Origin of the sequence: Sutcliffiella sp. NC1 (assembly GCF_027594365.1) — a bacterium.
Classification (GTDB): Bacteria; Bacillota; Bacilli; order Bacillales; family Bacillaceae_I; genus Sutcliffiella; species Sutcliffiella cohnii.
This window is the reverse complement of record NZ_CP115153.1, coordinates 2,609,471-2,632,341: the sequence shown is the minus strand read 5'-3', so window position 1 is coordinate 2,632,341 and position 22,871 is coordinate 2,609,471. Positions and strand designations below refer to the sequence as shown.

At 33.5% G+C, this 22,871-nt stretch carries 30 protein-coding genes; 8 read left to right on the top strand and 22 right to left on the bottom strand.

Annotated features, from left to right (window positions below; all coding sequences use genetic code 11):
* Nucleotides 1-61 precede the first annotated feature (61 nt).
* From bshB2 to O1A01_RS13715, 3 genes are all read right to left on the bottom strand, one after another.
* Entirely contained in the window at nt 62-727 is a 666-nt protein-coding gene (gene bshB2, locus O1A01_RS13725; RefSeq protein ID WP_066420741.1) for a bacillithiol biosynthesis deacetylase BshB2, read from the bottom strand.
* Nucleotides 728-743: 16 nt separating this feature from the next.
* Nucleotides 744-1,085: a YojF family protein gene (locus O1A01_RS13720; protein ID WP_066420736.1), complete on the bottom strand. Its 342-nt coding sequence runs from the start codon at nt 1,083-1,085 to the stop codon at nt 744-746.
* A gap of 211 nt (nt 1,086-1,296) precedes the next feature.
* On the bottom strand, nt 1,297-1,902 hold the full coding sequence (locus O1A01_RS13715) for an alpha/beta hydrolase (RefSeq protein WP_066420735.1): 606 nt from the start codon (nt 1,900-1,902) through the stop codon (nt 1,297-1,299).
* Nucleotides 1,903-2,064: 162 nt separating this feature from the next.
* Here O1A01_RS13715 and O1A01_RS13710 point away from each other — a divergent pair, with 162 nt between their 5' ends.
* Nucleotides 2,065-2,571, top strand: a complete 507-nt coding sequence (locus O1A01_RS13710; RefSeq protein ID WP_066420734.1) for an Hsp20/alpha crystallin family protein — start codon at nt 2,065-2,067, stop codon at nt 2,569-2,571.
* Here the strand turns inward: O1A01_RS13710 and O1A01_RS13705 are convergent.
* Entirely contained in the window at nt 2,566-3,660 is a 1,095-nt protein-coding gene (locus O1A01_RS13705; RefSeq protein ID WP_066420733.1) for a hypothetical protein, read from the bottom strand. The two genes, O1A01_RS13710 and O1A01_RS13705, sit on opposite strands and share 6 nt — an antisense overlap.
* Before the next feature lie 113 nt (nt 3,661-3,773).
* On the opposite strand from O1A01_RS13705, the gene O1A01_RS13700 reads away from it, so the two are divergent.
* Nucleotides 3,774-4,505, top strand: coding sequence for a ZIP family metal transporter (locus tag O1A01_RS13700; protein WP_066420732.1), 732 nt, complete (start codon nt 3,774-3,776; stop codon nt 4,503-4,505).
* A gap of 35 nt (nt 4,506-4,540) precedes the next feature.
* Here the strand turns inward: O1A01_RS13700 and O1A01_RS13695 are convergent, their stop codons facing one another.
* The 3 genes from O1A01_RS13695 to O1A01_RS13685 form a co-directional block, all read right to left on the bottom strand.
* Nucleotides 4,541-5,377 carry a M15 family metallopeptidase gene (locus O1A01_RS13695; protein ID WP_066420730.1) on the bottom strand — a complete coding sequence of 279 codons (837 nt, stop codon included), beginning with the start codon at nt 5,375-5,377 and terminating at the stop codon, nt 4,541-4,543.
* A 165-nt stretch (nt 5,378-5,542) separates the two neighbouring features.
* A complete protein-coding gene (deoD, locus tag O1A01_RS13690; protein ID WP_066420728.1) occupies nt 5,543-6,244 on the bottom strand; it encodes a purine-nucleoside phosphorylase in 702 nt (233 codons plus the stop codon).
* A 270-nt stretch (nt 6,245-6,514) separates the two neighbouring features.
* Complete coding sequence (locus O1A01_RS13685; RefSeq protein WP_066420725.1) at nt 6,515-6,877, bottom strand: hypothetical protein; 363 nt, start codon at nt 6,875-6,877, stop codon at nt 6,515-6,517.
* Nucleotides 6,878-6,915: 38 nt separating this feature from the next.
* Here O1A01_RS13685 and O1A01_RS13680 point away from each other — a divergent pair, with 38 nt between their 5' ends.
* A complete protein-coding gene (locus O1A01_RS13680) occupies nt 6,916-7,059 on the top strand; it encodes a hypothetical protein (RefSeq protein ID WP_169714881.1) in 144 nt (47 codons plus the stop codon).
* A gap of 49 nt (nt 7,060-7,108) precedes the next feature.
* Here O1A01_RS13680 and O1A01_RS13675 read toward each other — a convergent pair whose 3' ends face one another.
* Nucleotides 7,109-7,423 carry a YodL domain-containing protein gene (locus tag O1A01_RS13675; RefSeq protein WP_066420723.1) on the bottom strand — a complete coding sequence of 105 codons (315 nt, stop codon included), beginning with the start codon at nt 7,421-7,423 and terminating at the stop codon, nt 7,109-7,111.
* 156 nt (nt 7,424-7,579) lie between these two features.
* On the opposite strand from O1A01_RS13675, the gene O1A01_RS13670 reads away from it, so the two are divergent.
* Entirely contained in the window at nt 7,580-8,686 is a 1,107-nt protein-coding gene (locus tag O1A01_RS13670) for a DUF2515 family protein (protein WP_066420722.1), read from the top strand.
* Nucleotides 8,687-8,771: 85 nt separating this feature from the next.
* On the opposite strand, the gene O1A01_RS13665 is transcribed toward O1A01_RS13670, so the two are convergent.
* A complete protein-coding gene (locus tag O1A01_RS13665) occupies nt 8,772-8,942 on the bottom strand; it encodes a YozD family protein (RefSeq protein WP_084380706.1) in 171 nt (56 codons plus the stop codon).
* A 217-nt stretch (nt 8,943-9,159) separates the two neighbouring features.
* Here O1A01_RS13665 and O1A01_RS13660 point away from each other — a divergent pair, with 217 nt between their 5' ends.
* Nucleotides 9,160-9,309, top strand: coding sequence for a hypothetical protein (locus tag O1A01_RS13660; RefSeq protein ID WP_157076711.1), 150 nt, complete (start codon nt 9,160-9,162; stop codon nt 9,307-9,309).
* Here the strand turns inward: O1A01_RS13660 and O1A01_RS13655 are convergent.
* From O1A01_RS13655 to msrA, 12 genes are all read right to left on the bottom strand, one after another.
* Entirely contained in the window at nt 9,294-9,968 is a 675-nt protein-coding gene (locus O1A01_RS13655; protein ID WP_235858301.1) for a hypothetical protein, read from the bottom strand. The genes O1A01_RS13660 and O1A01_RS13655 overlap by 16 nt on opposite strands.
* Nucleotides 9,969-10,436: 468 nt before the next feature.
* A complete protein-coding gene (locus O1A01_RS13650; protein WP_066422010.1) occupies nt 10,437-10,658 on the bottom strand; it encodes a YozE family protein in 222 nt (73 codons plus the stop codon).
* 61 nt (nt 10,659-10,719) lie between these two features.
* On the bottom strand, nt 10,720-10,998 hold the full coding sequence (locus O1A01_RS13645) for a YokU family protein (RefSeq protein WP_270064343.1): 279 nt from the start codon (nt 10,996-10,998) through the stop codon (nt 10,720-10,722).
* A gap of 36 nt (nt 10,999-11,034) precedes the next feature.
* On the bottom strand, nt 11,035-12,423 hold the full coding sequence (gene ablA / locus O1A01_RS13640) for a lysine 2,3-aminomutase (RefSeq protein ID WP_066422014.1): 1,389 nt from the start codon (nt 12,421-12,423) through the stop codon (nt 11,035-11,037).
* A gap of 148 nt (nt 12,424-12,571) precedes the next feature.
* Entirely contained in the window at nt 12,572-13,993 is a 1,422-nt protein-coding gene (locus tag O1A01_RS13635) for a sigma-54 interaction domain-containing protein (RefSeq protein WP_066419644.1), read from the bottom strand.
* A gap of 44 nt (nt 13,994-14,037) precedes the next feature.
* Nucleotides 14,038-14,883, bottom strand: coding sequence for a putative beta-lysine N-acetyltransferase (ablB, locus tag O1A01_RS13630; protein ID WP_066419646.1), 846 nt, complete (start codon nt 14,881-14,883; stop codon nt 14,038-14,040).
* Between the two features lie 176 nt (nt 14,884-15,059).
* A complete protein-coding gene (locus O1A01_RS13625) occupies nt 15,060-16,331 on the bottom strand; it encodes a peptidase (protein WP_066419648.1) in 1,272 nt (423 codons plus the stop codon).
* Nucleotides 16,324-17,010, bottom strand: coding sequence for a 3-oxoacid CoA-transferase subunit B (locus tag O1A01_RS13620; protein WP_066419655.1), 687 nt, complete (start codon nt 17,008-17,010; stop codon nt 16,324-16,326). Before O1A01_RS13620 ends, O1A01_RS13625 begins: the two co-directional genes overlap by 8 nt.
* Nucleotides 16,953-17,696, bottom strand: a complete 744-nt coding sequence (locus tag O1A01_RS13615; RefSeq protein ID WP_066419657.1) for a CoA transferase subunit A — start codon at nt 17,694-17,696, stop codon at nt 16,953-16,955. The genes O1A01_RS13620 and O1A01_RS13615 overlap by 58 nt, the downstream gene beginning before the upstream one ends.
* 2 nt (nt 17,697-17,698) lie before the next feature.
* Nucleotides 17,699-19,042, bottom strand: a complete 1,344-nt coding sequence (locus tag O1A01_RS13610) for an aspartate aminotransferase family protein (protein ID WP_066419658.1) — start codon at nt 19,040-19,042, stop codon at nt 17,699-17,701.
* Between the two features lie 341 nt (nt 19,043-19,383).
* Nucleotides 19,384-19,533, bottom strand: coding sequence for a YjcZ family sporulation protein (locus tag O1A01_RS13605; protein ID WP_084380625.1), 150 nt, complete (start codon nt 19,531-19,533; stop codon nt 19,384-19,386).
* Between the two features lie 151 nt (nt 19,534-19,684).
* Nucleotides 19,685-20,647 (bottom strand): peptide-methionine (S)-S-oxide reductase MsrA, encoded by a 963-nt coding sequence (gene msrA / locus O1A01_RS13600; RefSeq protein WP_066419660.1) that lies wholly within the window; start codon nt 20,645-20,647, stop codon nt 19,685-19,687.
* A gap of 171 nt (nt 20,648-20,818) precedes the next feature.
* Here msrA and O1A01_RS13595 point away from each other — a divergent pair, with 171 nt between their 5' ends.
* Entirely contained in the window at nt 20,819-21,739 is a 921-nt protein-coding gene (locus O1A01_RS13595; RefSeq protein WP_066419688.1) for a CobW family GTP-binding protein, read from the top strand.
* A gap of 13 nt (nt 21,740-21,752) precedes the next feature.
* Here the strand turns inward: O1A01_RS13595 and O1A01_RS13590 are convergent, their stop codons facing one another.
* Nucleotides 21,753-21,920 carry a hypothetical protein gene (locus O1A01_RS13590; RefSeq protein WP_157076693.1) on the bottom strand — a complete coding sequence of 56 codons (168 nt, stop codon included), beginning with the start codon at nt 21,918-21,920 and terminating at the stop codon, nt 21,753-21,755.
* Nucleotides 21,921-22,106: 186 nt separating this feature from the next.
* Between O1A01_RS13590 and O1A01_RS13585 the strand changes: the two genes are divergently transcribed.
* Together O1A01_RS13585 and O1A01_RS13580 are read left to right on the top strand one after the other, a co-directional pair.
* Nucleotides 22,107-22,433 carry a MerR family transcriptional regulator gene (locus O1A01_RS13585; RefSeq protein ID WP_066419664.1) on the top strand — a complete coding sequence of 109 codons (327 nt, stop codon included), beginning with the start codon at nt 22,107-22,109 and terminating at the stop codon, nt 22,431-22,433.
* A 115-nt stretch (nt 22,434-22,548) separates the two neighbouring features.
* Complete coding sequence (locus tag O1A01_RS13580; RefSeq protein WP_066419665.1) at nt 22,549-22,788, top strand: DNA alkylation repair protein; 240 nt, start codon at nt 22,549-22,551, stop codon at nt 22,786-22,788.
* Nucleotides 22,789-22,871 lie beyond the last annotated feature (83 nt).

The following is a 22,871-nucleotide window of genomic DNA, read 5'->3' as shown; positions in this document are numbered from 1 at the left end:
TATCTTTCCTGGCATAAAACATAAAAAGAAGAAGCACCAATAGGCTTCTTCTCAAATTTAATTAAACATTATAAGTCCAAAACGTTTCTCGATATAACCAGTCTTCTACTTCAGGTGAATTTGCCTCGAGTGCTTGCTCCATCGTTTCAATCCAACTTTCTGTTTGAGATCGATGTGCTTTGATAGCATTTAACTTATCAAGTGCAACTTCTTTAATATCAATTGTGATGTCTGGTTCTCCTAATAGTTCTACACTATTTTTTAAAATTGCTTTCCCATATATAGTTGGTTGCTCTTCTTTCGGTAAACGTTTCACTGCTATAACAGCTGCATTACTCATTGCATCATGGTCTGGATGTACACCATGTTTTGGATAAAACGTAATTAATAAAGTAGGTTTGACTTCTTTTATGACCGCTTCTATTCTATCTGCTAATAGTTCTTCATTTTCAAATTCAACTGTTTTGTCGTGAAGACCAAACATTCTTAAATCTTCAATTCCCATTACTTTACAAGCATCTGTTAATTCTTTTTTACGAACATCCATTAACGTCTCTCTTGTAGCGAATAACGGATTTCCTAAGTTACGACCCATTTGCCCTAGTGTTCCACATATGTATGTAACGGGAGCACCACTTTTCGTAAATAATTTTATCGTACCAGATGAACTGAACGCTTCATCATCTGGATGAGGAAAAACGACTAACACACGCTCATGTTGGTTCATATGTATCCTTCACTCCTTAAAAAGGTTCTTTGCTTAACTGAAAAGCAACCGCAAGTTTGCCTTCATCATTAAGCCCTGCTAGTAACAATCTTCCTTTATTATCTAATTCATAATGGGTTAATCCTTCTGCATAAACCCACCCGTGTTCCATTTTTAATCCGATTCTATATGGATTATTGCCTGTAATTTTCCCGTGTTCATAATGAATAACACTATTGCGAATGAATGCTCCAACTGTCATTCCTGTATTATGATGAGATGCGTATGCACCATTGGTTGTTTCAAGATGTATGTATACAGGTTGCTTAGCAAAGCTATTTAACGCTTCTTGTACACTTACTTGTTCGATCAACTGCATAATGTCCCTCCAAAAGTGAAGTAATAGGTTAACTATATTTATTGTAACGTAAATAGTAAAAAAAAGAGAACCTTTTGTTAGAAAAAACACATATATAAGACCTGTCAAAACGTTCTTCTGTTGGTAAAAATGAAAATATGCTATTTTAACGAGTAAAAAGAGAAACGGTATTATTTTTACCGTTTCTCCTGTTACGATTTTATACATTATATCACTTAATATTATTTTCGTACCACTTTTGTGCTTCTTCTACTTCGCGACGTGTTAATTGATGGCCGTAATTTTCCCAAAATAGTTGAACAGAAGCACTTGAGCTTTCGAGTAAAGATTTAAGTTCCTCTGTTTCGCTAGCTGGGCAGATGGGGTCATTTACTCCTGCTCCAATAAAGATAGGCATTCTCGACATATTAGGGAGGTCTATACCTCTTCTAGGTACCATAGGGTGAAATAAAATAGCTCCTTTTAAAGCTTCTTTATAGTGGAATAATAAACTACCTGCAATATTTGCTCCATTTGAATAACCTAGTGCAATTACATTTTTACGATCAAAACCATATTCTTTACTTGCTTCTTCTAAAAATAAGTATAATTCTTCCGTTCTAGCGATTAAATCTTGTTCGTCAAAAATACCTTCGCTTAATCTTCGAAAAAAGCGCGGCATGCCATTCTCTAGTACGTTTCCTCTTACACTTAATATGGAAGCGTTCGGATCAATTAACCCTGCTAATGGAATTAAATCTTGTTCATTGCCACCCGTTCCGTGTAATAACAATAATACATTTTCTGAACCTTGTTGAAAGATATGTTTTAACTTCATAAAATACTCCTTTTAAAGAATTTATCTCAATTTCGAGGTAATTTAAGTATAGTAAAGTGAACCAAAAGCGTCAAATATTCTTGCTTTTGTCCGCTCAAAAGTTTAACCAATAATAATTATTAGAATAAGATATAATGACTTTTTATTGGTGGTGAGATTTCAATGTTTCCTTGGAATAAAATGTTTCCTTTTCCTAAAGAGTATATGAAAGGTGAGTCTCCTTTTAAACAGGCTGATGTAGAGAAATGGATGAATAAGGCAATGAAGTTACCTGACCCTCCACCTTTTATGAACTCCTCCGATTTTTTTATGCAATCATTTGAACTATTAGATAAAATTCAAGCAAATAAAAAGAAAAAGAGAAAGCCTAGTTTTCAACCTCAAATTTATGAGGGGCACAATGAAGTGTTTGTGAAATTTCCGATTTCTGCAGATCATGTGTTAGACGTAAAAACGTATTACAATTCAAATACTTGCTTTGTAGAAAATGTACCTAATCCTGGAAATAAACAAACAATTCCTTTACCGTGTTTTGTAAAAACAACTGGATCAAAAGCAATCTTTAAAGATAACATGCTTGAAATTAGAATACCTAAAGAAACTAAAACGTCGTACACGAAGGTTCCTTTAGAGTTTTTAAGTAAACCTAATATTTCTCGTAAGTCATAATTGCGACAGTATATCTTCAAAGTTAAGCTTCCATCTATCTAGGTGTGTTTCTCTATAAAATGGAAAACGCAATGTTTTTACGACCGTTTCATTTTTATGAATATGGACTTTTATGGGAATTTCTAACTGTAATTCATCCGAATGTAGTTTTTCTGGTAATGGAGATAAACGTTTCAAATGTTGAATTGCTTCAATATCTTTCGTACTGTTTTGTAATAATTTTCGATCTTCAGAATCAAGTAAAGATGATAAGACAAATCCATCATGTTGATTGACAGATATGATAAATGCTTCCACTATTTCATTTGGAGACATGTTTTGTATATTTTCTAGCCATACGCCTGCAGCTTTTTTTATCATAATAGAATGAGCGAAATCTTCTTTCTTTGATGCATGCGTTGTACTTTCAAAAAAATGAATACAAAAGTGACCGGGAAAATTGTTTTGTATAGCGCCTCTCCCGTGTGGCATTCCGTGCATAGATGCAGCAAGACGTTCTGAATCTTTTTCAACGATTATCGCTCTTCTATCCCAACTCCATTTACCATTATAAATTTCTTTCATTATTGCTGTATCTTCTTTTGTTAACGGTTGAACGTCCGCATGACTAGCGCCTGCACGTCTTTGTACGTTGAAGCGTAGTCCAGTATCTATATCTAAAATAGAAAACTTTTCATATTTAGGTATAATCCCATTCACTGTAGACCAAGGTTTTTTCTCTCCGTAATGATGCTTCTTTAATGTTTTATAATTGTCCTGTAATAATCTTAATATCGGGAGCGATATATTAACGATTGCTTTTTTATGAACACTATCGATAATCGCTCCTTCGTTTAAATGAATAGAGTATGTAATATTGTTATGTTGAATAAAAAAATCAGTTGGTCCAGGAGTAGTGTTATAGTCAACCCATTCGCTATGATTAAGGTACTTTTGTAGTTGCTTAGATAGTTTTTCTTTTGTTTGGTAATCTGTATTACTGTTTGTTTGAACTATTGTATAAGAACTATCTTCAGAATGAGCAAATATTTGTTCCTCTTGCTGTATAAATAAAAAACATATCAATATCAAAACGATTATTTTTTTCATGTGAACATACCTCCAAAATCCTTATCTATTTCCATATGTTACGTCAATAGATTGTAAGTATGTGTTCCATATTTTTGCACAAAATAGACATAGATGTAAAAGGAGGAATACAAATGGTGCAAGCACTATTTTGGGGAGGTCTTGTTGGACTAGCTTTAATTATAGGCGCGATTTTTGCATTGTTATTCTCGGTTCCTCGTAAATTAACTGGTTATATTATGGCTTTCGGAACAGGAATTTTAATTGGTGCTGCAGCTTTTGAGCTACTAGGAAAAGTCAATGAAGATAAAGGTTATGTTTATGTTATTCTTGGTTTCATCATTGGAGCTACCCTTTTTACGATCTCTGAGTATTACATAAGTAAAAAAGGTGGTCATCATCGAAAGCGTTCGAAAGAAAATAATCATAATAATTCGGGTAAGGCTATTTTTATTGGAACAATTATTGATGCTATTCCAGAATCAATGATCATAGGTGTAGGTATTTTAAAGGAGCATACGGTGAGCTGGGTAATTGTTTTAGCGATATTTATTAGTAATTTACCAGAGGCTCTTTCAAGTACTGTAGGTTTAAAAAGAGATGGATATTCAAAGAAAAAGATTATGACGATGTGGTCCATTGTCATGGTCCTCTCAAGTTTAAGTTCCTTTTCGGGGTATGTCATATTCAATGAGTTAAGTGAACAATACGTTTCGTTCATAAGTGGGATTGCTGCAGGAGGAATTATTACAATGGTTTCTTCGACGATGATGCCTGAAGCATACGAAGAAGGTGGGCCAATTGTAGGGTTTGTATCTGCACTTGGTTTACTCTGCTCCTATGTATTATCTTTTATTGTTCATTAAAATGAAGATGAAAAACTCGCCTATTAAAAGGCGAGTTATTGATAAGATTCATGTCCAAAAAATTCTTCTAATGTTAACTCTTCTTTCCATAAATGGGTAGCAACCTCTTCGCCAACATATCGTAGGTGCCACGGCTCATACTGATATCCAGTAATTGTTTCTTTACCGAGAGGGTATCTAATAATGAAGCCGAATTTGTGTGCATTTTCTTGAAGCCATATTCCTTCAACTGTTTCACCGAAGTCTTCTGTTAATTGTAATTCAACACTTCTGCTTGTTACATCCATTGCTAAACCCGTTTGATGTTCACTGTGACCAGGGACTGCTGATACAGCATTCGTCCTTTCTTCACCCCAACGTTTTAAATAACTATTGTAAATAGCATTTTGTGTGTCATATGCTCGATAACCTGATACAGCAAATAGTTCTACATCTTCATTACTTGCACTCTCAAATAATGTTTCTAAAGCTCTTGCAGCCTCTTCTCTTATATATCTTTTATCATGTTCACCATCAAAGATGAAAGGAACATTAGGACTAACTAAATCATCCGGTACATAATCTTCTGGTAATGCTATATCCTTGTTTACTAAAACTAATAGATTAGTAGGGTTTTGAATAATTCCATCCTTCACTATTGAGACGAATTCTTCTTTCATTATTGGACTGTCTGCTTCAACGATATCTTCTATAATTTCGGATTGATTGTTATTATTTTCTTCTGGTTGTTCTTCCACAATTTCAGATATTTCAGGTGTATTATTATTTTCAACGATTTGCTTATCTTCCCAAAATTTCCAATCGAAATCAGTAGGTAAAGAACAACCTGAAAGTAGTAATACAGAAACAACTGAAGCTATTTTCCACTTCATGCTTATCACCTTTTGTCGTTTTCTTATTAGTTTCGCGAAGCCCTTTACGTAAAACGAGATCGCAATAAAAATAGTGTATCATAAAAACGAGGTGTCCGTAAAAAAATTATATTTTTCTACAATATAATAAAAGGTACAGCTGTTAGAACTGTACCTACTTTTTCATTATTTAATTACTGCTTCTAGTGCAACTTCCATCATATCTGAAAACGTTGTTTGTCTTTCTTCCGCAGTTGTTTCTTCACCAGTTAGAATATGGTCACTAACTGTTAGTACAGATAGTGCTTGTCGACCATATTTTGCTGCTAAAGTGTATAATGCTGCTGTTTCCATTTCAATAGCAAGCACTCCGTATTTTGCCCATTTTTCTAATTCTGCATTATCATTGTAAAACATATCTGCTGTAAAGACATTACCAACTTTTAAGTTTAACCCTTTTTCTGTACCAGCATCATACGCTTTTTTCAATAGGTCAAAATTTGCAGTGGGTGCATAATCAACTCCATTGAAAGTCAAACGATTCATTTGAGAGTCTGTTGAAGCAGTCATTGCTAAAATTACGTCACGAACTTTAACATCTTGTTGAATAGCTCCACAAGTACCAACCCGGACTAATTTTTGTACATTATATTCGTTCATTAGCTCATTAACATATATGGAGATAGATGGAACCCCCATACCTGTACCTTGAACGGAAATTTTATGTCCTTTATATGTACCAGTAAAACCTAACATCCCCCTTACTTCGTTGTAGCAAACAGCATTATCCAAAAAGGTTTCGGCAATATATTTTGCACGAAGTGGGTCACCTGGTAAAAGTATCGTTTCAGCTATTTCTCCTTGTTTTGCACCGATATGTACACTCATAAAAATACCTCCAATTTCAATCTTAAGGCATAAGCCATCAATACTATACCATATTATATGGTTTTTTCCCAAATAGTAACCGACTACCAGGTAGAAAAAGAATTGATTTTTTTATCATGTAAATACTATAAAAGAGTCCCTTAGCATGAATATAGGAGGTAGCATAATGAAAAAGAAGTTAAAACAGGCTGTAGAATATGCTAATAACACGAATACGACAAAAAAGAAAACTGCACAGCCACATACATCTAAAAAAGATCGTTTACAAAGTTAAATGTCGTCTTTGTTTAAGTATTTCTGCTTGATATAAACGATATTTGTATCTTTATCAACAACATATTTCTGTTTAGATTTAATAAATTTAACAAACAGGACTCCTATAAATAAATAAACAAAACAAACAATGAAAAGTATTGTAAAAAAATACGTATAAAACCGACTAAAAATTGTTACAGATAATTCATTAAAGAAGACGATATAGGCAATTGTTGTAACGAGCGTGACGACAATAATATTTAATAAATGAAAGAGCATATGTACTTTTTTTCTCGTAAAGTGAATTTGTAATTGGTCTTGAACCATTAACGTAACAATACAACTAATTACCATAATGATGAAAACGATTATTTCCATACAATCACCTCAAATATTTATGATAAAGGAGAATGAAGATGGGAAAAAAACATCGCAATCGAATTAACGGGCAGAAGAAAAATAACCACATTCCACCAGAAGCAATTGAAGCAGAGCATAATGCTCATAGTAAAGAACATTCACCAAAAGGTAGAAAAAACGGACCGGGTCATAACGAATAATACGGATTGCTAACATTATAAGAAGCCCTTCATTATGGAGGGCTTCTTCTTACATAATCATAACTCGATTTAGTTCCTTCCAACCATTTGTACTTAATCGATAATAAGTTTTCCCTTTAAACCCCTCATCAATCAATACTATATCACCTGTACTAATAAATCTACCACGATAATTGTGGGGGATGCGCTCTCTCACATTAAATGTTGAAAAAACTGTTTGTATCACTTCTGTATGGGTTCTACCTTCAATATTTACTCGATATATTGGGACATACCCTTTATTTTCTCCAATATTAGGGGTCTGCAATATCGTAACATCATACTTCCCTATATCTTTTTTGTACAAACTCCATTTTTTTAACATAACTTACCCTCCCCCTTTTCTTACTATACTTATTAGAAAAAGTATGTGTCGAATCCTTCATCAAAAAAAGATAACTATTGTCGAAAGAAGAATATGTTGCTTCTCCATCATGTTTGTTTAGTTCATTTCATACAATAACTAGGAGGTGGTATTTTTGTGAAACGTATTCTACCCAATATTTTTAAAAAAGACAAAAAGAAAAAAACTATTGATTTTAGCTTATCTAAAAATGAGAGAAAATGTATGTTGAATTCTCATCATAATAATCCTCTTTACAATCTAACTAAGAGAGATATAGAGTTAATTGATAAGATTAAAAAGGAAACAGATAAAAACAATTTAAATAATGTAACACGTACAAATGCTTATTTACACTTTTTTGATAATAATACAGAAGTACATTGGGCATTGTTAGCTCATATTGTATCGCGTAATGGTGGTTGGAATATGACCGACTTAAAAGGAGAAGCTATCTCAGGGCTGCTATCTTTTCGAGAAAAAGAACTGTTTTTTTCCTTTCTAGAAAAATCTAATTTTCTTATTTTTCATGATGCGTATCAACAACTACTTTTATATGAACATAGTAAAAAGATTGGTAAACCGCTATTTCATCTATTAAACGAGTTTGGCATTTCTTCATTTATGAGGGCTGTTTGGGAAGTTTTTTGGAAAGATAAAAATAGTAAAATGTTAACTCTATCATTAATCATTAATGAACAGCATTTTATTGAAAAAAGAATAATACAAAATCCTTTTTATGTAGAGCATGTTATAAAGTCGATGCCATTTCAATTGCAAGAGAAATTAGGTTTTACTAGCGTTTTAATACCTTACCAAACGGATGATTCGATACAACTAGCAGGAACTACTGTTTCTCAATTCGATAACATTACGAAAAGAATACATATAGGAAAGTATTTATATTCTTTACTTTTTTATGTGGAAGAAGTACAACGTGGCACTATGAAGTTTGTTAAAGAACAAAACCATACTGGATCAAGAGCTGATTTTTTTCCGTCTATTTTCACCCGAACAAACGATAACTCAAAAAAGATTTATAGTCCACCCCTCCATGAAGCTTGGAAAAACAGTACTCACAAACTTCCCGATAAGGATGATTGGTTTCAATCATTTGAAGAATTATTTCCCTATTATAGTCCAATTAGTATAGATTCCCCATATAACATAACAGAAAAATATTTACTAAGTTTGTTAAAATTGAAGAGTATCGATACTATAACAAAAGCTTTAGGACGGTCTTAAATAGATCGTCTTTTTGCGTGGATTATGTATGTTTTAAAAAAATAAAAAAGAGACAACTAAAATTGTCTCCATTTCATATTTATAGTTATTCTATATCCTCTTCATCAATTATGCATTTTTCCACTAAATAATCAAAGGTGATATCTGCTAACTCTCCAATCTCTTCTTCGCTTGGGACATACCCTCTCCTCATTAATTCATTGTAAAAGAATTCGGCTATTTCATCCGTATCTATCACTACCTCTATTTCTCTCACAATCTCACTCCCTTTTCATGTATCCCTTCTTTAAGAAGAAATAGCACCCTCGAGTTTTTATGTACACCTTAGTTTGAATATATGTATTAATTTAGACAATATCACAAAAAAATAAACGAGAAGATAAATAATTATGACATACTTTCCTTCTTCAAGCCATACAATCTATTAACAATAGGACAAGCCTATTTTTAATATAGATGAGGAGTGAAACGAAATGAAGCAATTATTAAACAGATTCGAAGATGAGCAGTTTTTAGTTTCCATATTAGATAAGGTAAGTGAAAAAGCCATTATGTTTCTTTTTATTTTTGGGATCCCATTTTTTTTTCTATTAATTTGGCAATTTCTTCACTTACCAAGATAGTTTTCATTTTTATTATTTGTTAGACGCTTTAAATTTTCCATTGCTAAGTCCATAACGTGTTTATACTCTTCATCGTAAAAAAGCTCATATAAAACTCGATAATCATTATAAACATCTAGTAACCCATCAATAATCTCTTTTTGTGTTTTTGTTTTCTTATCTTTTTTTATTCGACTCATATCGTTTTGCAACTCCTGTTTATCTTGATAAAGGAGATACCGAAGCTCTATTTTTTGTTTTAAATAATCTGCCTTCTCCTTTGAAATGACAGTCGTTATCTCCTCCTCTGCCGCTTCTAACCACTCACCATCAGAAACCCTCACTAGTTCATATATGCTTTCTTCCCATGCATCTTCTTTATAACGCCATATTTCTGTACGAAAACCTATAATTCTAAACCATTCATCTCCATAACCTTTCACCTTAACTAAATCACCAATAAAATAGTTATACTCTATTTCTATTTCATCCGATAATATAATTTGGCCATTAAATTCTGTTAAAAAGGCTAGTGAAGCTTCTTCGTATAAATCTTCACTTTTATTCACTTCATAATAATATTCATTTTCAATAAACTGGACATCCGTAATTTTTCCAACTGTACCATATACCGTTATTACTACAATGTCTCCAATAGTAAACTTTGCTTTCTTAGCCACAATCCTACCTCCAGTACTACGGTTTATTATGAAAATTGCTAGAGAGTAGGTTACTTGAAGTGTGAGTAATACATTATATGCAAAAGAAAGAAAAGCGCTAAAGGATGTACGAATTTTTTCACAATACTTGTTAGGAATATTATTCCTTTTGTTAAAAAGCAAAGGTGATAAACTTTAAACTAACTCTTACATTCAAATGAAGTGAGTAATGTAAACTGTCCAATCAATTTAGAATTCAAAGCAAGAACAAAAGCGCAGGCGGCTCGTCCTGGCCCGACAAGAAAGGTGCGGCGCTGCAGGTGGACGCTCTTTGTCCACCGGAAGTGACTGACTTATGTCACGAGGGCCTTTTCCAAAGGAGCTAGACGTAGCAACACAAAGTTAGTAGTTATCCACAACTTTCCACTTTTATAATTTCCTAAACAATAAAAAAAGTAGTTCCATTGGAAATGGAACTACTTCTCCTGTTTACTGCTCATCCCTAATATATAAATCCCATGCTTCATCAAAGATTGTCATACTAGGTAAATAGTGTACGTTTAGCTCTAAATAATTACTAATTTCATGATAGCTTTTTGATTGTTTAGGAAAACTATGATCTTCATAAGCTGCATTTGCAAAACGACTTATATCCGTTTTTATAATGGCATGGCGATAATTAACTAAATAATGATAAAAAGACTTTGACACGTTAAACCCATCCTATTTTTTTCTTTTATTCTACAATAAATTATTTTACAATGAAAATAGTTTAGGTTGAAAAATCAAAGTAATTTCTTTTTAAGATTTTTGGTTGAGCTAGTAATTGTTCATAATTCGTAATATCAGGAAGTAATTTCGTATCAATTAATAATAGATGATTTTCGATTATTTCCGTCGTTTCATCCGTTTGATATTGCATTCCACAATCCTCACAATGAATACATGGTGTCTCATTAATTGTGATTGCTCTAGAGCCGTCTGGTAACTCCCAGTATACAGTATTATTGGATTGATTCGCTTCTGTGGAACGGCACCATTTACATAACACCGTATTCGTCCTCCTTATTACTCAAATATATATAATTTAATTCATTTTCTTCATTTGAGCTTGATATTTTTTTTCCTTTAATTCATCCCTCTTATTTCGTTTATCTTTTAATGAACTATGGTTAGGGTCATGTTCATAACTTTTACGTCGATCCATTCTTGTTAAGCCTTCAGGAACGAGATTAAACTGGCTTTCATTCATTAATGCGGCAATGCCTGTATTAGATTTCTTTTCATCCATATTTGGATAAACTTTTTTGAAAAATTGCTCGGCAGTTCCTGATACATAATTTTCTGGTTCTGGATACGTTGTTATTACTCCTTCAAAGTTACGCAACACGACTTTATCTGCGCTTTGTGAAATAATATAATTCGGCTGGACAGCTATTTTTCCTCCACCGCCTGGTGCGTCAACTACAAATGTAGGAACTGCATACCCGGAAGTGTGACCGCGAAGTCCTTCTATTATTTCTAAGCCTTTTGAAATTGGTGCTCTAAAATGCCCAATTCCTTCTGATAAATCGCATTGATAAATGTAATAAGGTCTAACACGGATTTTTACGAGATCGTGCATTAATTTTTTCATGATTGCTACACTATCATTAATTCCTGCTAGTATTACTGCTTGATTACCAACTGGAACTCCTGCATTAACTAACATTTCACATGCCTTTTTAGATTCTTCGGTAATTTCAATGGAAGTATTGAAATGTGTATTAAGCCATACAGGATGGTATTTTTTTAAAATGTTACATAAGTTCTCGGTAATACGTTGTGGAAATACAACTGGTGCTCGTGTTCCAATTCGTATTATTTCTACATGTGGGATCGCTCTTAAATTTTTTAGAATGTACTCTAAAATTTGATCGTTAATTAAAAGTCCATCTCCACCTGATATAAGAACGTCTCGAACTTGTTCGTTATTCGCAATATAAGAAATCGCGCCATCTAATTGTTTTTTCGGTACCCCCATTCCAATCTGGCCAGAAAATCGTCTCCGAGTACAATATCTACAATACATCGAACATTGGTTTGTTACTAAAAATAAGACTCGGTCAGGATAACGATGCGTCAACCCTGCAACTGGGGAATCTTCATCTTCGTGTAACGGATCTTCTAAATCATATTTCGTTTTATATATTTCTTTTGAAATAGGTACAGATTGCATTCTGATCGGACATTTTGGATCAGTTTCATCCATTAAAGATGCGTAGTATGGTGTTATGTTAAGGGGAATTGTCTTCGTTGAAATTTTAACACCTTCCTCTTCCTCTGGTGTTAAATTAATAACCTTTTTTAAGTCGTCCAATGTTCTTATCGTATTTGTAAGCTGCCATAGCCAATCATTCCATTGCTCATCCGTAACATCTTTCCAAAGTTCAATATCTTTCCAATGTCTCTTTGGCTTAAACACATCATTTAACATAACTATCTCTCCTCCCTACCAACAACCATGCAAAAACCATGCCAACAAGAAAAGCGAAGGGCGCTCGCTCATCGGCGACAAGCGCAGCGTCACCACTTTGCACAGTTTTACCATATAGTATGTGTGGTAAGAAGAATTGGTCTCTTATCTATTTATCTATCGTAACATTAAGTGATTTTTCCATTTTTGATAGCTTGTACTGCAGTGTTTGTCGAGGGATTTTTAGTAGTTTAGCAGCCTGTACAATATTTCCTTTTGTTTCCTGTAAAGCGTCAGTAATTAACTCCTTTTCTTTATGGGCTAGAATTTCTCTTAAAGAAGGTTGTTCCTCCCTCCCTTTCCTCTGCTTAACTAACCGCACAGGTTGTAACTTTAAAGGAAGGTCTTCAACCGTTATAACGTTTGAATCATTAGTGATAGTGATATACTCTAGTGTGTTTTTTAATTCACGAACATTACCTGGCCAATCGTAACGGGTAAAAGAGGTAAGTACACTTTCGGCGACCTTGTATCGATTAATATTTTGTTGTTTACTTAATATTTCTATGAAATTATTTACTAATAAGGGGATATCACCAACTCTATCTCGTAGTGGCGGTAAGTAAAGGCTACAGCTACAAACTCGATAAAAAAAGTCAGTTCTTATAATCCCTTTTTGTAAACAACTATCGGGACTTTCGTTCATTGCTGCTACGATACGGACATCAACTGTGATCGTTTGAGTTCCGCCAATTCTTCTTATTTTTCCGTCCTCTAATACACGAAGTAATTTAGATTGCAAGGAAATTGGCATAGAATTTAACTCATCTAAAAATAGGGTGCCACCATTAGCTAATTCAAAAAGACCAGGCCGATCTTCTGCACCAGTATAACTCCCTTTTTCCGTACCAAACAACGCACTTTCTAATAATGTTTCGGGAATAGCTGCACAATTTTGGGCAATAAAGGGCATGTCTTTTCGATAGGATGCATTATGAATCCCTTGGGCTACGATTTCTTTACCAGTGCCTGTTTCGCCGTAAATAACGATTGGAATTGTTGAAGTCGCAACTTTTTTTGCTTCTTCAAGTGTACGTAAACAAATTGGGTCTGACGTTAGAAAATGTTGAAACGTATAAGACGAATCGAGAGAAGAAGTACTCGTTGTTTTCTTATACAATCTTGATTGTAAGTCGATAAGTTTATTAGACAACATCTTTATCTTTCCATAATTTTTAGCAATCTCTACAGCACCCTTAACTTCTTCTCCTATAAGAATAGGAATAGTGGTGTTAACTGTTTCAATTAATTCGCCATTTTTATTTTCATACTTTTGATCTTGATGAAAAATAGCTTTTTTCGTCTTTAGTACTTTTAATAACGTACTAGTTTCTTCCGTTAAGGAAGGAAATACTTTTAAAATATGTTTACCTATAACTTCCTCCGTTTTCAATCCATCATGCTTTGCTGCAACTTCGTTATAAAAAATCGTGATACCATTTTCATCAACTGCATGAATTGCCTCATCTATACAAGATAATAAATGTTTCATCATATCATTACTCAATGCCTCTATTCCAGACAACTTCATCACCTGCCTATTTTTTGTCGTTTAGATGCCGAAAATTAGTCACTTTAAATTTTAACCCACATATTCATGTCTTCTATTTTGTCAAAAATATAACAATTATTTTTCAGTCTCCCGGTATATGTGTAATCTAATTGATGCAATACAGCATTCATTCCAAAAGATTGCGCTCTAGCGATGGAATAAATACACGTAATATTTTGCTGCTTTAGCTCATTCTCCAATGAAGTTATAATATGCTTCATATAACCTCCTTTTCTGCTACTAGGTAACGTTGCACAGTCGGTTATTTCTGCACTTTTTCCGACTATATTTATCTCTGCAGAGGCAGCTGCAATTATCTTCTCTGTTTCATCTTTTACATAATAAAAAACAGTGTTATTTTTCATTTGTTTTTCTATGTATTTTGGGTCAAATATTGGGACTGGATAAACGGTGAACACCTGTTTATATAGGATTGCTAACGCTTCAACGTCATGAACGGTTGCTTTTTCCAATTTAAAACCTTTTAATTCACTAGTAACAGTCACCTTTTCTTTATTTTGTACGATGTTCACTATTTCATCTTCCTTTATGAAATTTGGAGAATGGTATCTATCCTGCGTTTTATAACGACAAATAAAAAATCGGTCTTCACCTCTATAAAATTTTGGTACATATGCCTCTAATATGTATCCTTTATTAAGAAGAGGAAATAAATAATCTTGACTTGCTTTTATAATTATTTTTTCAACATAATTTTCTTTTTCTAAAGCATTAATATAATCGAATAAACTAGATAATTCTCCATCCATATTTTCAATTATTAATCTTTTATTGTAGTAATCTTTTACGCCCTCTAAAAGAATACCTTCTTCTCTACTTTCAAAATAATCTTTGTTATAAACTGTCATTCTATCACACTCCCTTTTACATACACTTCTATATAAACCATATAATCCCTTGTGAAAATTTTAAAGGAAGATCCCCCAGGCTAAGGAAAACTCACACCATGGGGGATAGAATATAGTAACAAATAATATCTATAATGAAATGTTATTTTCCCTAAACACGCTTAGCTTTAGTCTGGTTATTCCACTTTACACCAATCAACTAACGTACTTGCTACAATTTTAGCAGCCTGTATCATCTTTTTAATTTCAATATATTCATTAGGATAATGTGCTACTTCTGTTACCCCTGGACCAAAAACTACAGTAGGAATGTTTGCTACGTTTGTAAATAGTCCCCCATCGGTTCCCCATGGTGACGCTTCTACTATTGGTTTCTCTTTCGTTACATCTAAATAATTATTGCTTAAAACTTGCAAAAAGGAATGATCTAACGGAATCGAACCCGGTAACCAACGAGCCCCAAACCATTCTAGTTCCACTGGATTTTCTATAAACCAACTATCTTCTTTTTGTAAAGAAACCAATTTATTAGCTAACTCGGCTTTTACTTCCTCTATCGTTTCGTCCGGACCTACCCCTATCCGTCCTTCCACAGTTACTAGATCAGGAACAGAAGAAGGCCAATTACCTCCTGCTATTTTTCCGATATTAATTGGTAACGGAATCGGAATATTACTATATAAAGGATCTTTTATTTTTGAATTTCTAAAAGTCTCTAAGTCTTTTACGTATTCCATAACAGTTACAGATTTCTCAATTGCACTTACCCCTTCATATCTCGTTCCTCCGTGGGCAGACCTTCCATGGACTTTTAATCTAAACCATAAGGAACCTTGTTGTTTTGGGAAAATTTTCATATTTGTAGGTTCAGGAATAAGTACCGCATCTGCATGATAATTTTTCAAGATGGTAGCTAATGAACCTGCGCCACCACTTTCTTCCTCGATTACACTTTGAAATATTACATCTCCCTTTAATTTTACTCCGCATTGTTGAATGGCTTCCATTGCTAGAAGTAAGGCAACATTTCCACCTTTCATATCTGTTGTTCCTCTTCCGTATATTTTTCCCTCTTTTACAACACCAGAGTATGGGGCTTCATTCCATTGATTTTCTTCACCCTCGGGAACGACATCTATATGCCCGTTTAAAATAATCGAATTTCCACCACTTCCGCTTCCTTTCATTACGGCAACAACATTAGGGGAATTCATAAAATCTTTTCTATTAGAAATGAAGTTTTCATTTTGTTCAAGTTCTTTAAAATTAGGTTCCCAAATGTCAATTTGAAAACCTAGTTCTCTACATACCTCTACAACGATAGCTTGTGCTGCGCTTTCAGATCCTTGTACACTTTTCTCTTGTACTAGTCTTTGAAGAAGTTTAACCGCTTTTTGTTCATTTTTATCTATCCATTCATAAATATTTTCCTTAAATTGTTTAGTCATAAACATCCTCCCTTTCACTCATCACAACTTTCAAATGAGGTGAGATTTTCAGATTTGCTTCCGTACATTCGATTATATGTTCGATAGAATAACTCGGCATCACTTCGGTTAACATAATACCATTATCGTTAATTTCCATTACTCCCATTTCTGTTATAATCATATTTACACATTGAGGTGTTGTTATTGGAAGACTACAGTTGCGAACTATTTTACTTTCTCCATTTCGATTTGTGTGGTTCATTACTACAATTACTTTTTTTGCCTTTTGTGATAGTTCCATCGCTCCCCCCATACCTGGTACACGTTTTCCAGGAACAATCCAATTAGCTAAATCTCCCTTTTCACTAACTTGTAAACTACCTAAAATAGTAATATCTAATTTCCCTTTTCTGATCATTCCGAATGCTAAACTACTATCAAAAAATGAAGATCCTTTAATAGTTGTAACTGGATACCCAGCTGCATTACATAAATTTTCATCCTCAGATCCTTTATAAGGTGTTGGACCCATTCCTAAAATTCCATTTTCCGCATGAAACATCACATTCATATCGCTACCTATAAAATTCGGTACTAACGATGGGATACCTATTCCTAAGTTTACAATCATCCCAGCTCTTATTTCTCTCGCAGCTCTTTTCGCAATGAGTTCTCGTACGTTTCTTCCCATACCCACTTCCAGTCCACCCCTTTTGACGGTATTATATAGTCAACGTATATACCTGGTGTAATAATCTCCTCCGGATTTAAATCTCCTAATGGTACTATTTCATCTACTTCCACAATCGTAATATTTCCTGCCATCGCAACTAAAGAATTTGTATTTCTAGCACTTTTGTCAAATATTAAATTTCCAAAAGGGTCCGCTTTCTTGGCGTAACATATGGAAACATCAGCGGTTAATGCTGTTTCCACTAAGTATTTTTGTTCATTCAATTCAATCGTTTGTTTTCCTTTTGTCACTACATCACTATGAATACCAGTATCTGTTAAAATACCTGCGAGTCCTACACCGCCTGCTCTAATTCGCTCAGCTAACGTACCTTGGGGACTAAATTCGACTTCCATTAGACCGTCATGCATTAACTGGCCAGCGACAGGGTTAGAACCTATATGAGAAGCGATAAGCTTATTTACCCGGCCAGTACATACGAGTTTTCCTATTCCTATTGTAGGAAATCCAGCATCATTACCAATCAATGTAAGATTTTTAACTTTTGAATCTACAATTGCATTGATAATGGTAGGCGGGTTCCCAATTCCACCAAAACCGCCAAACATGATAGAGGTTCCATCCTTAAAAATAGTAATAATATCATCAATTTCTATTATCTTTCCAAAAGAATTGGCTACTTGTTTCATTGTTATACCCCCGATAACATTTCGCTTTCTAATTGTTTTAAACTTTTATCTAACAATGTAACTAAGTCGTCCACTTGCTTTTCAGTTATCGTTAAAGGAGGCGCAATGATAAATGCATCACCTCCGTTATTATCAATACCTGCATTTGCTGGATATATTAATAAACCGTTCCACTGAGCTATTTCAACTAATCTTTTGGTTACAGCTTTTTCGAAACTGAAAGGGTATTTTTTTACTTTATCAGCAACTAACTCTATTCCAATAAATAGACCCTTTCCTCTTACATCGCCAATTATTTTGTATGCATTTTTTAATTTTTGTAGTTTTTCAAATAAATAGTCTCCTATAATTGCTGCGTGTTCTACTAAATTGTTTTGCTCGATATATTGTAAAACTGCTAGTGATACAGCAGTTGATTGAGGATTGGCACTGTAAGTATGGCCACTCATAATAATTTTTGAACCTCTTAAAATAGGATCTATCACTTTATTACTAACTAAAGTTGCAGCAATTGGAGTATAGCCAGCACTCATTCCTTTTCCGATACAAATAATGTCGGGAACAACCTTCCAATGGTTAATTGCAAACATTTCACCAGTTCTTCCTATACCAGACATAACTTCATCTGCTATAAATAAAATGTTATAGGTATTACATATTTCTCTAATTTTTTCGTAATAGCCATCAGGAGGAGTGATGGCTCCTGCAGCAGCCCCTACAATTGGTTCTGCTATAAAAGCCGCGATGGAGTCTGGACCAACATCTAAAATAGCTCTTTCTAAATCAGTGGCACATTTTAACTGACAGTTAGGATAAGTATCCTCAAAAGGGCAACGATAGCAGTATGGTGGTTCAACAATTGGAGACTTTTCTAGTAAGGATTCAAACCTCTCTCTACGAGTCGTAAAACCTGATAGTGACAAGGCACCTATTGTAATACCGTGGTAACTATTCCATCTTGAAATAACTTTTGTTTTTTGTGGTAAACCGATCTCTTGCCAATGTTGTATAGCTATTTTCATAGCGGTTTCTATTGCTTCGGTCCCGCTATTTACGAAAAAGGACCAGTTTACATCTCCTGGGGAAATTTCCATGAGCTTCGTTGCTAACTTTTCAGAAGGTTCACTTGTAAATTGTGACCGATATACGAATGACACTTTACTCGCTTGGTCCATCATTGCCTCTATTACTGATTGAATATTATGTCCAATACTGGCAGTTACAGCTCCAGAGCAACCATCTAAATATTTATTTCCGGCTATGTCATATAAATATATCCCTTCACCATGGCTTATAACTGGATAGTCTTTATCTAATAATGGTTTTATTAAATAAGATGGCTCCATTTTACTTCCCCCCTCCATCTATCTACATTTTTTTGTACCTATATTATATGTATGTGTAATAAAACGTTTTCTTTCATTAAAAAACAGCTATCCCAAGTTTAGGTCAGCTGCTTTTTTCTTTCTTTTTCTTTCTCTTTTTCGGTTTGCTACTATTTCGGGCTTTTTCCCACTGTTCTCGATAAATTTCGTGGAGCAACTTCATTTCATAATCATTTTGGTTCATCCATTTTCCTCCTTCTTAATTTGTATTAGTATATACGTTTTTCTGTTTATTCATCATTTTAGTCGAACAATACAAAAAAAATAACTCCTTAGCTTTTCACTAAGGAGTTAATTTGGCATTACTTACAATAGCAAGAACCAACAATTATTAGTAGGATGAATAATACTACGATTAAAACGAAAGTATTACCTCCATGATAAGCTGGTGCTACAGCTGTCGGATAACCTCCACCACATGATCCATATGTGTAGTAACAGTAGTCGTGCATATTTGATCACTCCTGTTTTAAGTTTACATTGTAGACTATGTGTTAGGTTGTTGTCCCGTATGTGCGAATGCCCATTTTGTAAATGTATATTTAATTATTATTAGTAATTGAGTCTAATCGTTATTTTAAAAAGGGTTTAAGTTAACTATTTTTAAGAAAAAAGATTCTTATATTCGCCGTAACCTTCATCATCTAATTTATCAAAAGGAACAAAACGTAATGCTGCAGAGTTAATACAGTAACGTAGTCCACCTAAATGAACCGGTCCATCTTCAAAAACGTGACCGAGGTGAGAGTCTGCATCTTTACTCCTAACTTCGGTTCTTACCATTCGATGACTTACGTCAACTTCCTCTTTTATTTGTTGTTTATTAATCGGTTTTGTAAAACTTGGCCAACCGCAGCCTGCATCATATTTATCTAATGAACTAAAAAGAGGCTCTCCAGAAACGATATCTACATAAATCCCGTTTTCTGTATGGTCCCAATATTCATTACGGAACGGTGGCTCTGTTCCATTATTTTGGGTAACTTCATATTGCATTGGTGATAGTATTTCTTTTAATTTGCTGTCCTTCTCCTCATCTTTCCAATGCTGTTTAATAAAAGCATCACGACCAGAGCCAACACGATACATTTTATAGCGAAACTCATTCTTTTTATAGTAATCTTGATGGTAATCCTCTGCTTCATAAAATACCGTTGCAGGTAATATTTTCGTTACTATCGGCTTATTAAATCTTCCGCTATGTTCTAAAGCTTGTTTTGATTGTTCGGCAACTGTTTTTTGTTCTTCGGTATGATAAAAAATCGCAGTTCGATAACTATCGCCTCTATCATGGAATTGCCCGCCTTCATCCGTTGGATCTATTTGTTGCCAAAATAATTCAAGCAATTTTTCATATGAAAATAATTGTTCATTATATGTAATTTGTACTGCTTCATAGTGACCTGTTGTTTCAGAGCAAACTTCTTTATAAGTAGGGTTTTCTTTATGGCCGCCTGTGTATCCAGATACAACTTTTTCAATTCCAGGTTGCTCATCAAATGGTTTTACCATACACCAAAAGCATCCACCGGCAAATGTCGCTAATTGTAAATTCTTTTCACTCATTTAAAATCCCACCTTTATCCTTCTAATGTTTCTTTGAATATTATAACAATCTTTTTCTATAATGCCTAAATGTTTGTTCTTATAAACCAATCTGTTATCTATAAAAAATAGACAGGGTATGTTAAAATGTTCCGTACAGCTCTTAACGTTAACGGGAGGTTTTTATTAGAAATGAAGAAAAAAGTAGAAGTTTATGTTCTTTCAGGCTTTCTCGGAAGTGGAAAAACGACATTATTGAAACAAATAATCGAAGCGGAAAAAGAAGCAGGAAGACAAATAGCGGTAATTATGAACGAGTTAGGCAAAGTATCAATTGACTCTGATCAAGTTCCAAATGATACGCCATTGTCTGAACTTTATGATGGTTGCATTTGCTGCACTATTCAAGATAAATTAGAATCAACTTTTCAAGAACTTTTATTAAAAGAGCTTGATGCTATTTACATAGAAACAACAGGTGCAGCCCATCCAATAGAAGTAATCGATACGATACATTCTCCAGTTTTTGCAAACAAAATTGAATTAGCTAGCTGTATAACTTTGTTAGATGTTTTTTCTTGGAAAAATAGAAATAATTTTTCTATTCAAATACAACAATTATTAAAAGAACAATTAAAACATGCTGACCTTATACTTATTAATAAAACAGATTTACTTTCCGAGTCAGAAGTATCATCTATTCTTTTTGAAATTCAACAGATTAATAATAATGCAAAATATATCCTAACAACATTCGCAAAAATCCCTTCAAATAGTTGGAAGGGTTTAGACAGTGTTGAGCGTAAAAGTCATCATTCACTCCACGTACAAGAAAAATTAAATTTAAGAACTTTTGTTTATCAATTCACCCATGAGATTGATCTCGATGAATTTGAAAATTGGGTTAGAAATTTACCGGACAATATTTATCGAATTAAAGGTTATCTTAAATTTGAACATACATCAAGCATTTATTTATTTCAGTACTCATATGGTACACCGTTATATATAAAAGAAATTGTTAAAGTTCCTTTAAATTTAGTGTTAATTGGAGAAAACCTTAATATTGAGAAATTAACGAAAGGGTTAAATAATCTAGAAAATAAAAAATAGCAGCCTATAACTGCTATTTTTTATTTTGTTCTTCTTCTTTCTTTAATTGGTCATAGATGTTCTTTAGCTCAGTAATCGTATATTGGTCAAATGGTTTTCTCAGTTTAATTCCAACTTTACTAATATAGGAGATATAGTAATTTCTCACATAGTTCAAGGCTTTTGAAAGCTCATTACTCATAGTTTCACCGCCATTTTTAAACAAATTGTAAAGCTTGCTGAGGACATAAACATTAATTTTGTAAGCTGTTTTTACACGAATCTGTGTTAGCAATACATTAATTGTTAGATTTTCTAACATCACTTCAGACTTTTCTGTTAATTTATTTTATAATAGAAATAAGTTATGAGATTGGAAGTGAATTTGATGAATTTCGATGATAAATCATATAAAGAAAAGAAAGTAATTTCCATAGGCACTGTTAGGGAATTAACTGGATTATCTGAGAGACAAATTCGGTATTATGAAGAAAGAAAGCTTATTTTCCCGGCAAGAACTGCATCTGGCATTCGTAAATATTCATTTTTAGATGTTGAACGATTAGTTGATATAGCAAATCAAATTGAAGATGGGGTACAAACGTACGAAATAAGACAACAATGGAAAAAGAAAGAAAAGCAAAAAGAAGATTGGAAAAAACAAATGCTAAAAGGTCAATTACAAGCGCATTTTAAAAATTATGATGGAAAATAACTTTACGCAACGCTTTCACCAAATAAATAACCCTCGTCAATAGGATATTTTTTTCTTATGGAATAATTACTTAATATTTAACCCATATTAATTAAAAAATGGTGGAGGGTTTGACATGGCTGGACCTTATTTATGTCCGAATTGCAAAACAAATAGATCACGATTTAATATAATTGAACAAAAGGCGACGAGTGTAAAAATGGATCCAAAAACTGGAGAAGTTCTTAACGAGTTCTCCTCAGAAAATTTAGACCCCTTTCATTTAGCGTATAAAGGACCACAATACAAAGTTCAATGTGGAGCATGTGGGTTAATTGAAGAAGAAATTACATTTATTAAACGTGCACAAATGTAATGAAAACATCAAAAACATTCATCCTATTTACCTATTAGGTAAGTGGGATTTTTTCAGTGTCTTTTACTTAATTTCCAATTTCA